At 45.5% G+C, this 13,858-nt stretch carries 13 protein-coding genes; 1 reads left to right on the top strand and 12 read right to left on the bottom strand.

Annotated features, from left to right (window positions below; genetic code table 11):
• Positions 1-13: 13 nt before the first annotated feature.
• The 5 genes from KGMB01110_RS05115 to KGMB01110_RS05135 all read right to left on the bottom strand — a co-directional run bounded on the left by KGMB01110_RS05115 (position 14) and on the right by KGMB01110_RS05135 (position 3,312).
• Positions 14-679, bottom strand: coding sequence for an ABC transporter ATP-binding protein (locus KGMB01110_RS05115; RefSeq protein WP_112091915.1), 666 nt, complete (start codon positions 677-679; stop codon positions 14-16).
• Between the two features lie 144 nt (positions 680-823).
• On the bottom strand, positions 824-1,855 hold the full coding sequence (locus KGMB01110_RS05120) for a sensor histidine kinase (RefSeq protein ID WP_117658079.1): 1,032 nt from the start codon (positions 1,853-1,855) through the stop codon (positions 824-826).
• The gene (locus KGMB01110_RS05125; protein ID WP_117658080.1) at positions 1,852-2,538 is read right to left on the bottom strand and encodes a response regulator transcription factor; all 687 of its coding nucleotides are present in this window, start codon (positions 2,536-2,538) and stop codon (positions 1,852-1,854) included. Before KGMB01110_RS05125 ends, KGMB01110_RS05120 begins: the two co-directional genes overlap by 4 nt.
• A gap of 62 nt (positions 2,539-2,600) precedes the next feature.
• Positions 2,601-2,777, bottom strand: a complete 177-nt coding sequence (locus KGMB01110_RS05130; protein WP_002594731.1) for a DNA-binding protein — start codon at positions 2,775-2,777, stop codon at positions 2,601-2,603.
• 121 nt (positions 2,778-2,898) lie between these two features.
• Positions 2,899-3,312, bottom strand: a complete 414-nt coding sequence (locus KGMB01110_RS05135) for an RNA polymerase sigma factor (protein ID WP_119297764.1) — start codon at positions 3,310-3,312, stop codon at positions 2,899-2,901.
• A 45-nt stretch (positions 3,313-3,357) separates the two neighbouring features.
• Here KGMB01110_RS05135 and KGMB01110_RS05140 point away from each other — a divergent pair, with 45 nt between their 5' ends.
• Complete coding sequence (locus KGMB01110_RS05140; protein ID WP_208490745.1) at positions 3,358-3,543, top strand: hypothetical protein; 186 nt, start codon at positions 3,358-3,360, stop codon at positions 3,541-3,543.
• 388 nt (positions 3,544-3,931) lie between these two features.
• Here the strand turns inward: KGMB01110_RS05140 and KGMB01110_RS05150 are convergent, their stop codons facing one another.
• The 7 genes from KGMB01110_RS05150 to KGMB01110_RS05180 form a co-directional block, all read right to left on the bottom strand.
• Entirely contained in the window at positions 3,932-6,310 is a 2,379-nt protein-coding gene (locus tag KGMB01110_RS05150; RefSeq protein WP_112146592.1) for an ABC transporter permease, read from the bottom strand.
• A gap of 14 nt (positions 6,311-6,324) precedes the next feature.
• On the bottom strand, positions 6,325-6,990 hold the full coding sequence (locus KGMB01110_RS05155) for an ABC transporter ATP-binding protein (RefSeq protein ID WP_112146590.1): 666 nt from the start codon (positions 6,988-6,990) through the stop codon (positions 6,325-6,327).
• A 263-nt stretch (positions 6,991-7,253) separates the two neighbouring features.
• Positions 7,254-9,074 carry an ABC transporter permease gene (locus KGMB01110_RS05160; protein ID WP_118050871.1) on the bottom strand — a complete coding sequence of 607 codons (1,821 nt, stop codon included), beginning with the start codon at positions 9,072-9,074 and terminating at the stop codon, positions 7,254-7,256.
• A 14-nt stretch (positions 9,075-9,088) separates the two neighbouring features.
• Positions 9,089-9,754, bottom strand: coding sequence for an ABC transporter ATP-binding protein (locus KGMB01110_RS05165; protein WP_117527013.1), 666 nt, complete (start codon positions 9,752-9,754; stop codon positions 9,089-9,091).
• 140 nt (positions 9,755-9,894) lie between these two features.
• On the bottom strand, positions 9,895-11,928 hold the full coding sequence (locus tag KGMB01110_RS05170; protein WP_097783440.1) for an ABC transporter permease: 2,034 nt from the start codon (positions 11,926-11,928) through the stop codon (positions 9,895-9,897).
• A 166-nt stretch (positions 11,929-12,094) separates the two neighbouring features.
• A complete protein-coding gene (locus KGMB01110_RS05175; protein WP_118050872.1) occupies positions 12,095-13,126 on the bottom strand; it encodes a sensor histidine kinase in 1,032 nt (343 codons plus the stop codon).
• Positions 13,123-13,815: a response regulator transcription factor gene (locus KGMB01110_RS05180; protein ID WP_021738113.1), complete on the bottom strand. Its 693-nt coding sequence runs from the start codon at positions 13,813-13,815 to the stop codon at positions 13,123-13,125. The genes KGMB01110_RS05175 and KGMB01110_RS05180 overlap by 4 nt, the downstream gene beginning before the upstream one ends.
• Positions 13,816-13,858: the final 43 nt, after the last annotated feature.

Raw genomic sequence — 13,858 nt, forward strand, 5'->3', positions numbered from 1 at the left:
GTCCCGCCCCCCTTTACTGCACGATCTTACCATCCTCGATCCGAATGATGCGGTCGGCAAGCTGGGCGATCTCACTGTTATGGGTAATCATCACGAGGGTCTGATGGAATTTCTGGCTTGTGGTTTTCAGAAGCCCCAGCACATCGGCGCTGGTCTTGCTGTCCAGATTGCCAGTCGGTTCATCAGCCAGGACGATTGCAGGCTTTGACACCAAAGCGCGGGCAATGGCTACGCGCTGCTGCTGGCCGCCGGAAAGGTTATTGGGCATATTGTTCAGCTTATCCTCCAGCCCCAGCATCTGAACGACTTCTTTCATAAACTTCTTGTCTACCTTGTTTCCGTCCAGCTCCACAGGCAGCACGATATTTTCGTAGACATTCAGCACCGGAACCAGATTGTAATTCTGGAAGATGAAGCCAATCTTTCTCCTACGGAAGATGGTAAGCTGCTCATCTTTCAATGTTGAGAGTTCACGTCCATCCACAATAACCTTGCCAGAGGTCGGCACATCCAACCCACCAATCATATTCAGCAGTGTAGATTTACCGCTGCCGGAGGTTCCTACGATGGCAACAAATTCGCCCTTTTCAATGGAGAGGGTCACACCATCCAAGGCTCTGGTAATGTTCGGTTTTGCGCCATAATATTTTTTTAGTTCAGTCGTTTGCAAAATGCTCATAAAGAACACCATCCTTTCTTTTTGATAAACCCATTGTAACGACCAAACCTCACAGAAATGTCATGAGCCACAAAAAATTTCTGCTAAATTCGGCCCCAAATGTCACGAACCTGTGACATTTCATTTTTTCGGGGCGTGCCTGCTCTACTTTCGGAGCAGGAAAACAGAAAAGGTTGAGCCTTTCCCAACTTCCGATACCACCCAGATATAACCGCCCTGCAAGGTCACAATCTCACGAGCCAGATACAGGCCAATCCCAATACCGTCCACATCATGCACCGCATCTTCCCGGTAAAACCGCTTGAAAATCGTTCCCTGGTGCTGCTCTGAAATGCCAATGCCGGTGTCGGCAATGTCGATCTTCACATACATTTCCCAGCCTTCCACCGACACATGGATCTGCCCGCCTGCCGGGGTGTACTTCACTGCGTTATCCAGAATGTTAAACAGGGCTTCGCTTGTCCATTTTCTATCATGGCGTGCATCCAAATGCTCCGGGCATTCCACCTGCACATCTATTTGTTTCTTTTCGGCATTGAGCAAAATCCCGCCCAGGGCAGCAGCAAGGGTATCATAAACCGGCTGCTGTTTTTGCTCCAGTGAAATGACTCCTGTTTCCAGGCGGGAGGTTTTAATCATGGCTTGCATGAGGAAGTCCAGCTTATCAAGCTGGCTGGCCTGGGCTGTCAGAAATTCCTTTTGCTTCTGCGGGGGAACCTCGTTTTCAAGCAGCGTGTTGTTGATCATCTTCAAGTTGGCAATCGGGGTCTTGACCTGATGGGAGATGTCAGAAATCAGCTCTTGCAGGTCAGCCCGTTCCTTTGCGATGCTGTTTTTATTTTCCTGCATGACCTCGTACAGTCGCCCCAGCCGGTAGTTGATTTTATAGAACAGGTTTTCTTCTTCAACCGTCTGCTTGGGCTGCATATTTTCGGAGAGCATATCATCCATCTGACCACAAAAGGCATCGGAGAACCGGACCAGCTTCCGACGAATCAGCGCCACAAAGCAGATGACGCAGAGCAGCACAAAAAGACTGAACAGGAACACACACCGGACAGCGGTTATATTCTGGGTCAGCAGATGAACAGCGGTGCAGACTGCACCAACCGCCAGCAGCAAAAGCGTTCCCAAAAGGACGCAGGCTTTGTTGATGGAGAGTTTTCGCATATTCATTTCGATGCCCCTCCGATCCACATATAGCCCATACCGTACACCGTCTTGATGTACTGGCGTCCATCCGTTTCAATTTTATTCCGCACCCGGCTGATGGCCGCAGTCAGGGCGTGTTCATCCACAAAGTTCCCATCGGCATCCCACAGCTTTTCAAGCAGCACCTGCCTGGTCAAAACATTCTGCGGATTTTTGGTCAGGATTTTCAACAGCCGGTATTCCAACGGAGTGAACACCAGCGCCTTACCGGACAGAGAAGCAGTCATCTCCGAGAAATTGATGGATAGTGCGCTATCCTCATAACAATCCCCGCCGCCAGATTGTTTTGCCAGCCGCCCCAGCACCACGGACAGCTTTTTTTGAAAGACGCTCATAGGAAATGGCTTGGTCACATAGTCCTCTGCGCCCAACTCATATCCTTTGAGCATATCGCTCTCCATATCATTTGCGGTCAGGAAGATCACCGCCGTATCCGGCCGGCGCTCTTTTACCTCCCGGCAGAAATCAAAGCCATTCCCATCTGGCAGGTTTACATCCAGCACGATCAGGTCATAATCCTGCTTAGTCAGAAAGTTGCTAGCTGCTGATTTTGTCAATACAGAGTCCACGACATAGCCCGCAGTATACAGGTTATAGCACAAAGTATTATTCAAAAGCCGGTCATCCTCGACTACTAAAATTCGCAATTGTATCACACTCCTTCATTCTTAGTGTAGCATCCAAATGTCACAGAAATCTCACGAGAGGATTATTTTTTTGTATTTTTGAAACGACGGTCTGCCGGTTTCTCCGCATCCTTGGGAATCAGCCAAATGGTAGCCATCTTCACAGCACCGGGGATACGCCCACCGGCACACAGATAATTGATCTGCCTTGGGGTAACACCCCATTTTTCACTTGCTTCTTTCAGCGTCATATAATCCATATAGTTTCCCTCCAATATGGTTTATTATATTTCCTTTGCTCGAAGAATACAAGCTTGCAAATAGGGCGCAAAGCCCTGTGCCAGAAGCACTATGTGGCCTTGCGCCCTTTGTTATTCTATCCTAAAAATACTTTGCCAGCTGCTTCAGACCGCGCCGGATGCTGTCACGGACACGGCTTGGGGCTACACCCTCCGCTGCGGCGATCTCACTCACACGCATACCCAGGTAATACCGGGCATAGATCCTCTTGGCCTGCTTCTCTGGCAGAGCCATCACAGCGGCATAGAGCTGCTCCCGCAGCTGCTTTTCCTCCAGAAGCATCTCCGGTGTTTGCGGCTTCAACAGCACCGCATTTTCAATGCCATTCTCGCAATCCAGAGAATACTGTGCTTTATAACGATACATCTTTCGCTCATACGCAGCCTCCGCACGTTCAGCTGCTCGAATAGTCTCCATTACTTTCTCTGTCACATCTACAAAAAAGTCTGTTGTATAAACATCAGGATAAAGTTCCCGAAGGTTAATTTTCTTCATTATGTACCTCCATTTCGATTCACGGGTGATTGACGGGTGAATCGAATGGAGGTGGGGAACGGCAGCGACGTACTTCGGGAACTTTCCCGAAAAATCGACAGCAAAAAGCGCCAGCTCCACACAATGGGAAACTGGCGCAACAAAAATAACCATAATTCTTCTGTTTTAATTGGAATGATAATGCCGATAGATAATCATATCTCCCCAGAGGAGGGGCAAGGCTTTTTTTAATTGGTGCAGCTCATGGGTGATATGAATGACAAAAATTGACATGGCGGTATCCTCCTATATACCGCCCTCTTGATTGCATGAGCATCGTTGGAAAAGCAAAAAGAAACAGCGGCCTTGATCTACTCAAAACCGCCGTATCAGCTATGTGGCTTTGCATGGGAAATGATCTGCCCGTCAGCGGTTTTTTTCTTTTCCCCGCTGTGGAGGCAGATGTTTCTTATTGATTTACCACAAGCATAAACTACAAATGTTACACAAATGTCCGAGGTGCCTTTGATTTCGACAAAAAAACAGGCTGAATTGTTACAAAGCTCGGACATTTCAAAAATTTTTTGAGAAATGGCGAAAAAAGCGGGGCAGCACACGCCGCCCCGCCGATCCCATACGGTTATTCCATCGCCCGCATTTGTTCAATCAGGGATTGCTTTTTCTGTCTGCGGATTGTCCATACAGACAAGATCAGTTCCATTCCGAACAATACCAGAATGAACAGTCCCATTTCCAAAACCGGGAATTTGTAAGGCACTACATTTCCGGCAAAAGCTCCTATACTCATTTTTCTGCAAGCAAAGATGGAAGCCGGAAGCCCAACGATCAGCGTCGCCAATGTTGCAAAGAGCGCATAGCACAGCCCCTCACAGATGTTCATTTTACATAGCTGTTTTTGTGTTAGGCCGATAGAACGCAGAATACTGTTTTCCTGCTTTCGGGCTATCTGGTTAGAGAGTGTCGTATTGATAAGGTTGATAACGCCAAAGAGAAATACCAACCATGAAAGTATCTCCATACTGCCAAACGCAAAAGAATTTGTCATTTCTTCATATTCAATCACTGTATTGATTTCATCTAAGGCAATATTACTATGGCTGGCAACAATATTTTTCAATTCAGCTCCCACATAGTCCGTTTTTTTAGCGTCATTTACAATGCTCCATGAATAGTCAAAAGAGGTGATTTCCGGGTGCAGTTCGTGGAACAACGCTTCTGGTGCAAAAAGAGTTGCCCCATCTAAGTGCATCCTGCCATGTCCTGAATATACCTTTGCAGGAGCGTATAACCCCGATATGGTAACAGAAACGGATGGCTGTTCTTCTCCCAAAGAAATCTCAACCGTTGAACCAACACCCATATCCTCATTCTGCTTTAGCACATTATAGTCAATTACAATACTACGGGAATCTGTTGGCATGGTTCCCTCTGTCAGAGCCGCTTCAACTGCCGCATAATTCTGGTCGGTCAGCATATCGCACATACCACCAGCTTGATGAATCTCTGTTTTATAAGTTGCATGGAGAGATTGCCTGCTTGGAATTATATCTGTAACGCCATCAATAGATAAGATTTTCTGCTTTAATTCCTCATTCAATGGATTTCCCGCTGCCATAACTTTTTCGCTTGCCACTTCGGAATGCAAATAAATTTTATAGTCGCCGTCCGGGAAAAACTGTCTTGCAAGCGCCTCTGGAGAACGCAGCAAAACAATGGAGGATACCACAAGCAGAATAATTCCGCCCAAACTCAATGAGGCTACAATAGCAACGGTCTTTTTTCGGTCACGCTTAAAATTCGCAATTCCCATTGAAACAGGATTGAGCTTGATATTCTTTTTCCGGCTGCGGATATTCTTTTGCGCTGGGGTAAAACGGACGGCTTCAATCGGGGAAATCCCTGCCGCAATTTTTACCGGCTTACGGATGGAAACAGATACCATGATCCAACTGCTTATGAGTGTCAAAATAACCGTTGCCACATAGGAAACAGCGTTAAAGCCCTTAGAAAACAGGAGAAAACCGCCACATATGCCCAACACTGTACCAATCACAATCCCGATACTGCCGAGTTTGCGTCCCTCCCGCTTTACAATCCGCTTGATTTGCTTTGGCGTTGCACCAATCGTCCGAAGCTGCCCGTAGCTCTGGATTTTGTCATTGATGGAGATACGGAAGATACTCTGGATCACAATATAGCCGCCGATCAGAACAACGGCAATCACGCCAGCCATTAGTGCAAAATCAAAGGATTTAGAGGCATAAGCAAAATACTTGCTGTTCATTTTTGGCATGGAAAGCTGATATTCCTCTGCAATCTCCCTGCAATAAGAGGTCATCAGTTCTTCGTCCAACTTGACGCTGTTTTTGAAATGAGCATAGGCGCGATAGCCAGCCGGGTCAAATCCTTTCCATTCTGTCAGGGCAGCGTTGGAAAGAATGATAGCGCAGGTATTCGCTTCTTTTTCATTTACGCTGTCCATAATGCCGGTAACGACATAATCACCATGAAAGCTCTCGGTGTCTAAGGTCACAGTGTCCCCAATCTTGGCATTGTTTCCATAGGTGGAAAGAAAGTATTCGCTTACGACAACTTCATTTGCTTTTTCAGGAACCCGGCCCTCTAACAGATTCATTTGCGCCTTGGCAATCTCCATCATTTGCGCGTCGCAATACACATAGGACGCATGATAGCCCTGTTCCGAAAGTTCCTCACCCAGCATATAGTAGCCGCCCACGCGCTCAAACTCCGGCACTCCTTTCAGGGTTTCAATGTCGTTTTCCTCTACGCCCATCCAAACCGCCTCATAAGTATCGACAACCTGATTGCGCTGCATTTGTGTCAGGGAAGTAGACACAATTCCCGTAAAGCAGATCAGAAACGCCGCCAGCGCAACAGCGATCACCACCATCAGATTCCGGCGCTTCTCGCTTTGCAAACTTTTCTTTGCCAGCTTCTTTGTAATAGCGCTGGTATCATTTTCAAAAGGCCATGTCATAGCCTGCCACCTCCTTATTCCACAATCTTTCCGTCCTCAATGCGGACAATCCGATCTGCAAGGCGGGCAATATCGTTGTTGTGGGTAATCATCACGACAGTTTGCCGGAACTCCGCACTGGTACGCTTGATAAGCCCCAGCACCTCGGCGCTGGTCTTACTGTCAAGGTTGCCGGTCGGCTCGTCGGCCAGCACAATAGCCGGTTTGGTAATCAAGGCGCGGGCAATCGCCACACGCTGCTGCTGGCCGCCGGAAAGATTATTCGGCATATTTTTCAGTTTATCTTCCAGCCCCAGCAGGTGAACAATCTCGTCCAAAAACTTCTGATCCACCGTGTCCCCGTCCAGCTCCACCGGCAGGACGATGTTCTCATACACATTCAGGATAGGAACAAGGTTATAGTTCTGGAAGATAAAGCCGATGTTGCGGCGGCGGAAGATGGTAAGCTGTTCGTCGTTCATTTTCGACAGTTCTTTGTCCCGGACAATCACATTGCCGGAAGTAGGGGTGTCCAGCCCGCCCATCATGTGAAGCAGGGTGGACTTGCCGCTGCCGGAGGTTCCCACAACGGCCACAAATTCGCCGTCATTTACAGAGAAGTTCACGCCGTCAAGGGCGCGGGTGATATTCGGCTTTGTGCCGTAATACTTTTTCAGATCAATCGTCTGCAAAACGCTCATACTCAAAACTCCTTTCAAGGCTTTCTGCCTGTTGATAAGGTCATTGTAAAACCCAAATGTCCGCGAAATGTTACAGCGGCCCAAAAATTTCATTGAAAATCGGAGTGAAATGTTACAGCGCTCGGACATTTCAAAAATTTTTTTGAGAAATGGCGAAAAAAGCGGGGCAGCACTCGCCGCCCCGCCGATTCCATACGATTATACTGTCACTTTGATTTGTTCAACAAGAGATTTCATTTTAACGAAACTTTAGTTACATTGATTCACTCAATCGCTTTAATACGCTCTACTACAGACTGCTTCGCTAAAATGTGTCTTTGATACACTGTTACTACTATATGAACCACAAAAACAAGCACGAAATACAGGAGTAGAAACGGCCACGGGAAGCGATAGGAAATATAGGATAATCCGGGTATTTCTGCGATCTTGTTGCATAAAAGGAACCCCAGCGGTATGCCTACCACACAACTCCCTATTAAACTACCAAAAAAATAAATCCTGTTTTCTGCACTCTGTGTTTGATAAATTTGTACTTTCGTCATACCAGCGGCCTCTAACAGCGCATAGTCATGGCGGCGTATAACGGTGTTTGTAATGCAAGTATTAAGCAAATTGACAAAAGCAAACAAACATATCAACACTATCACTGCTGTAACAACAATTTTGGCGTTATAAAAATACGCCTGATATTCAGATAAATCATCCGCAAATATGGAAGTATTTATACGGTTATCCGAAGCCACCAGTGCCTTAATTTCCTCAACAGCCTGTTTCGTTTGCATATCTTCAGTACAAATGTACCATGCCAGATCACAATTTATTTCTGCTAAAAAGTCCAGATATTCAGGGGTCGTATAGAATACGCTACCTTTGTCCTTATTTTCGATGAAACCACATACTGAAAAATCAATTTCTTTTGTAGACATTCCCGTATTTACTGATGCGGAAAAATGATCTCCCAAACTCAGGGAAAGACCTGTTTTTTCATAGTAAGGAGAGGCACGATTTATCACAATCGGAATAGTGCTGTTTGTATTTGGAGAATAAGGCATATCACCCTCAACCAGTTGGGTTTCAAAACTGGTTGTGCCGACAATACTATTGATGGATAGTTCATATCTATTCTCAGGTTGACCGGGAACGACGATCTCACAATCTAATTTTTTGGATGGATAAATTTCTGTTACACCAGAGATATTTTCAATCTGCGCTTTCAATTCCTCCGTAAAAGGACTATCTTTCATCAGTTCAAGAGTAGCGTTTTCGGCAGCTGTTGAGTTCAGTTTAAGATAAATGCTGCTGTTTTCATAATACGGTTGCCGGACAAGCTCTTTTATATCAATAGCCGAAACTACCGAAAAGACTACAAATACAAGGACTCCGCTCAACACAAGGGATAGCAGCGTATAAAATGCCTTTTTACGGTTACTGAAAAAGTATTTTTTTGCCAAACCATTAGGATTGATACGACTGCTTTTTTTGAAAATTTTAGCTGATTTTATTTCCTCTGTCCTCAATGCCGCCATAGGGGATAAAGACGCAGCCAGTTTTGCCGGTGTACGGAATGACCAAAAAACAATGAACCATACAAAAGCACCGGAAAGCAATGTGCAGGCCACACTGGGCACCAAATATAATTTCAAGGGTAATACACAATTAAAAAGAAAACCCAATAGCAAACCGCCTAAAATATACTTCCAAGATAACTGTTTTCGCTCGTTATGAATGACTGCTTTGATCTGTCGGTAGGTCGCTCCCACAGTCCTCAACTGTGCAAATTCTCGTGTGCGCTGTAATATGGAAATATACATGATATTTTTAATAGCGATTCCTGCTGTGAGTAGCAGAACAATAGCAATCCCCAAAATTACACTAAGTATTTCCTGTGTGTTATCGACACGAGAGATTATCTGTGTATCTATTGTGGCATTACAAAGTAAGATAGTCGAAAATGCTAACAATAGAGAGGCAATAAACATGATAATCCCTGCGAGGAAATTTCGTTGTTTATTTGCGGATAGACTTTGCGTCGCTAATTTTTTCTCCACTTTGTGAGTATCATTCTCAAAAGGCCATGTCATAGCCTGCCACCTCCTTACTCCACAATCTTGCCGTCCTCAATGCGGACAATCCGATCTGCAAGACGGGCAATGTCGTCATTGTGCGTAATCATCACAACAGTTTGCCGGAACTCTGCACTGGTGCGCTTGATAAGCCCCAGCACCTCGGCGCTGGTCTTGCTGTCAAGGTTGCCGGTCGGCTCGTCGGCCAGCACAATAGCCGGTTTGGTAATCAGAGCGCGTGCGATAGCCACACGCTGCTGCTGTCCGCCGGAAAGATTGTTCGGCATGTTTTTCAGTTTATCTTCCAGCCCCAGCAGATGAACGATCTCGTCCAAAAACTTCTGATCCACCGTGTCCCCGTCCAGCTCCACCGGCAGGACGATGTTCTCATACACATTCAGAATAGGAACAAGGTTATAGTTCTGGAAGATAAAGCCGATGTTGCGGCGGCGAAAGATGGTAAGCTGTTCATCGTTCTTCTTTGCCAGTTCTTCGCCCCGGACGATCACGGTTCCGCTGGTGGGAGTGTCCAGCCCGCCCATCATGTGAAGCAGGGTGGACTTGCCGCTGCCGGATGTTCCCACAACGGCCACAAACTCGCCGTCCTCCACGGAGAAGTTCACACCGTCAAGGGCGCGGGTAATGTTCGGCTCTGTGCCGTAATACTTTTTCAGATCAATCGCCTGTAAAACGCTCATACTCAAAACTCCTTTCAAGGCTTTCTGCCTGTTGATAAGGCTATTGTAAAACCCAAATGTCCGCGAAATGTTACAGCGGCCAAAAAATTTCATTGAAAATCGGGGGTGAAATGCTACAACGCTCGGACATTTCAAAATTATTATTCAACTACCCTTAATCGAGCTACAATACTTGTTTTTCTAAAATAGCGAAACGAAACATGAGGAACTATAATCGCCACAACGCAAATAACAATTCCCTCTAATATCAACGGGAAAATCGTAGGCTGTATTGTAAACAGCCATAAGTCAGGTTGATTAAAGAAAGTAGGAAGAATTGTATTTGCAACAATAAGAGAGAGAGGTAAACCCATTACACAAATCAGAAATGCGTAAAACAATCCCTCCAATACGGTCAATTTGTTAATTTGTTTTTTCGTCATTCCGATGCTCTCTAATGTAGCAAATTCCCGTTGCCGGTTTATAATGCCCGTTATAATGATGTTGGAAAAATTCACAAGCCCGATACTTCCTAATAGAAACCCAATAAGGCCACCTATGATAAAAATAGTTTGTTTTAATCCATTCATAGTTTGTGCCAATGTTTCAGACGATGCGTATTCAACGGTAGGCAAAGAATTGATGTACTCGGTCGCTGGCAAAAAGTGTTCTTTTTCCACATCAAACACATAACTCATTATGGCTGGATTGTTATACAATTCCACAAACATCTCATTACTCATATAAAAAATAGGACAATCGCCGCCAACATCAGTGTAGCCAACATTCTTACCCGGAGATTCTACCAATGAAAAATCAACCACTGCACGCGCAATTACCGAAACCGTTTTATAAGGCAATCCATCTTTGTAAATGGTAACTTCCTGATTGAGCGGACAAAGAAATTCAGGAGATTCATTTGGGTTGATCGCTGAAATTTCTATAACATAGTTTCCACTTTCCAAATATGAGGTTAGTTGCTGTATATCTGTTTCTCCCTCAATGAAATTCAATTTAGGAAGTATTGATTTTTCTACCCCGTAAATATTGCAAAGAGGTCGATAATCAACACCGAGTTTTACTGGATAAGTTCTGCCATCAACCATACCACTTCGTATAAGGTGATTATCTTCTGTGTATTCGTCTAATACTTCCGTGACCAAACTACCATAATCATAAGTAACACTGACATCATCCAAAGTGTTTTTATAAATTCGACTTCCGTTCAGCACAGGAATATTATTTTCAATATCAGATATGATTTCATTACTAACAGAATCATCTTTAAATCGAAAACCTTGCACATTAGAAAATGTGTTTGGGCTTGCCACAACAAAATCAAATGAGGTAACAGAAGATACATATTTTTTAACATCAACACTATTTCCGATTGCGATTGCACTGTTTAGGAGAATAATGCAGAGTATCATGGATAAGACGATAAATATGGTACGCTTTGAATTTCTTCTTAAATTTCTCCATGCCATTTCTGTTATTCTATTCTTAAACGAAAGACGATTCTTGTTGGCACTATGATAATTGTCTTTTTCATAGTATCTAGTTGCCTCAATGGGCGAAATCGTAGCTGCAATTTTGAATGGTTTCTTTATACTCACCCAAACAGTAATCGCACTAAATATCCCGGCAACGACAAAAATAATAGGATTAAAACTCAAGTTCACAGAAAGATTGTGATACTCGCCTTTCATAAAATTAAGAATCCACGGAAGCATAAGTATTCCTACTATATATCCTAAAATCAACCCAATAGATATAGCAATTATAGACAGCCAAAATGCTTGCTTATAAACAATTCGCTTGATTTGCTTCTCCGTTGTTCCGATTGTTCTTAATAAGCCATATTTCTTTATTTCTTGAACAACAGAAATCTCAAAAATATTGCGAATGAGCAAATAGCCCGTTATTACAAAAATCATAATAAAAAACAGGGCTGCTATTATGGCAATCCAATTTACAGATGTACCAGTGGACGGGCTGGTTCCCCTAATTTGCAAAATAGTTGTCTGTATAGACTGGATCGCTCCAACACATAAAGTCGTTACAGAAGTAAAAAGCATTGATGTTAAAACGATTGCTATTACAGCAACAATATTTCGTAATTTGTTGGCTTTGAAGCTTCTTTGCGCCAGCTTCTTTGTAATGGCGCTGGTGTCATTTTCAAAAGGCCATGTCATAGTTGTATCACCTCCATATTTGATAAGGGTATTGTAAAACCTAAATGTCCGCGAAATGTTACAGCGGCCCAAAAATTTCATTGAAAATCGGGGTGAAATGTTACAACGCTCGGACATTTCAAAAAAAATTTACGGCGGGCAGCCGGAAATGGCCGTCCGCCGCATTCTATTTTGTCGGCAGCATAATGGAAAATTCCGAGCCCTTGCCCGGCTCTGAAACCACTTTGATATAGCCGCCTTGCCGCGTTACGATCTCGCGGGCCAGATACAGTCCAATGCCCACGCCCTGCTGTTCGTGTACTTCTTCCTCACGATAAAAGCGCCGGAAGATAGCAGCCTGATTACTTTCGGAAATGCCCTTGCCGGTATCGGCTACTTTGATCTCCACATACATTTCCCACGGTATCACCGACACCGTAATTTTTCCACCTGCCGGAGTATACTTCACCGCATTGTCCAACAGGTTAAAGAGGGCTTCGGATGTCCACTTGCTGTCATGGGAAAAGGTCAAATTCTCCGGGCAGTCCACAGATACAGCGATTTTCTTTTTTTCCGCTGCATACACGATCCCACTCATGGCTTGCGCCACGGTATCAAAGAGGCAGACCGGTTTCTTATTCAACTGGATTACGCCCGTTTCCAACCGTGAGGTTTTCACAAGAGCCTGAAAGAGAAAGTCCAGTTTATCTGTCTGGGTGCGGATTCCACGGATAAAATCGGTACGCTCCGCCTCGGTCATAGGCTTTTCCAGCAGGGTGTCCGTCGCCATTTTCAGATTGCTTACCGGCGTTTTTACCTGATGGGAAATATCCGATACAAGGGTTTGTAACTCCTGCCGTTCCTCGTCCACCCGGCGACGGTTCTCCTGCATGATTTGGTAAAGTCTCGCCAGCCGGTGCCCGATTCTGGCGAGCTGGGTTTCGCTGTCCTCTGGCCGCTGGGGTGCTTCATTTCCGGCGATCATGTGGTCTAAGGTCTGGCACAGGTCAGTGGTAAACTGCGACAGTCGCTTTCCAAACGCCTGCGTCAGTACAAAAATCCCTACAATGGCGCACAGCAGCAGCGCCCCGCCTGTCAGCAGCACCGCAATCTGTTTTGTCACAAGAAAAAGAGCTATGGTGATCCCGGACATGGAGAGGACAAGCTCCATTGCCACCCGGCCAAACAGCCGCTTTACCGAGAGGTTTTGAAACTTCATTTTGCCTCGCCTCCCGTCCATTGATACCCCATGCCGTAAACGGTCTTGATGTAGGGTGCGCCGCCGTCGGCTTCAATCTTGCTGCGAATACGGCTGATGGAGGTTGTCAGGGTGTGTTCGTCCACAAACCGCTCGTCTATATCCCACAGCTTTTCCAAAAGCTGCCCACGGGTCAGCACTTGCCGGGGATTTTTACGAAACAGGTTCAGCATTTTGTACTCCATCGGGGATAGAGTCAGGGGCTTGCCGTTTAAGGAAGCCGTCTGCTCCGAGAAGTCCAGAAACAACCGCCCGTCGTCGTAAATGTCCTTGGCCGGTTTGTGGTGTTCCAGCATGGCGAACATGGCTTTGATTTTCCGCTGCAAGGCCCCAATCACAAAGGGCTTTGTGATGTAGTCCACCGCGCCCACCTCATAACCCCGTATCTGGTCGCTCTCCTGATCGTTGGCGGTCAGGAATATTACGATGGTGTCCGGGTGCTGAGGCTTTATTAGCTTGCACAGCTCAAAGCCGTTCCCGTCCGGCAGGTTGATGTCCAGCAGCACTAAATCAAATTCCCGCTGGCGGATGGCGTCGGCTGCGGTTCTGGCATTTAGGGCAGAAGTCACGCCATAGCCGTCTGCGGTCAGGTTATAGGCCACCATCTTATTCAAAAAACTGTCGTCCTCGACAATTAAAATCTGCTTCATATCCTCACTTCCTTTGCTTTTTGCAGATAGTATAACAGGCAAA

The organism is Mediterraneibacter butyricigenes, assembly GCF_003574295.1.
In the GTDB taxonomy this organism is placed as follows: Bacteria; Bacillota; Clostridia; order Lachnospirales; family Lachnospiraceae; genus Mediterraneibacter_A; species Mediterraneibacter_A butyricigenes.

Coding starts and splice junctions, on each gene's coding strand:
- KGMB01110_RS05165 (WP_117527013.1), bottom strand. CDS start 9,754: ATGAGCGTTTTACAGGCGATTGATCTGAAAAAGTATTACGGCACAGAG.
- KGMB01110_RS05120 (WP_117658079.1), bottom strand. CDS start 1,855: ATGAATATGCGAAAACTCTCCATCAACAAAGCCTGCGTCCTTTTGGGA.
- KGMB01110_RS05175 (WP_118050872.1), bottom strand. CDS start 13,126: ATGAAGTTTCAAAACCTCTCGGTAAAGCGGCTGTTTGGCCGGGTGGCA.
- KGMB01110_RS05160 (WP_118050871.1), bottom strand. CDS start 9,074: ATGACATGGCCTTTTGAGAATGATACTCACAAAGTGGAGAAAAAATTA.
- KGMB01110_RS05155 (WP_112146590.1), bottom strand. CDS start 6,990: ATGAGCGTTTTGCAGACGATTGATCTGAAAAAGTATTACGGCACAAAG.
- KGMB01110_RS05135 (WP_119297764.1), bottom strand. CDS start 3,312: ATGAAGAAAATTAACCTTCGGGAACTTTATCCTGATGTTTATACAACA.
- KGMB01110_RS05130 (WP_002594731.1), bottom strand. CDS start 2,777: ATGGATTATATGACGCTGAAAGAAGCAAGTGAAAAATGGGGTGTTACC.
- KGMB01110_RS05170 (WP_097783440.1), bottom strand. CDS start 11,928: ATGACATGGCCTTTTGAAAATGACACCAGCGCCATTACAAAGAAGCTG.
- KGMB01110_RS05115 (WP_112091915.1), bottom strand. CDS start 679: ATGAGCATTTTGCAAACGACTGAACTAAAAAAATATTATGGCGCAAAA.
- KGMB01110_RS05140 (WP_208490745.1), top strand. CDS start 3,358: ATGGAGGTGGGGAACGGCAGCGACGTACTTCGGGAACTTTCCCGAAAA.
- KGMB01110_RS05150 (WP_112146592.1), bottom strand. CDS start 6,310: ATGACATGGCCTTTTGAAAATGATACCAGCGCTATTACAAAGAAGCTG.
- KGMB01110_RS05180 (WP_021738113.1), bottom strand. CDS start 13,815: ATGAAGCAGATTTTAATTGTCGAGGACGACAGTTTTTTGAATAAGATG.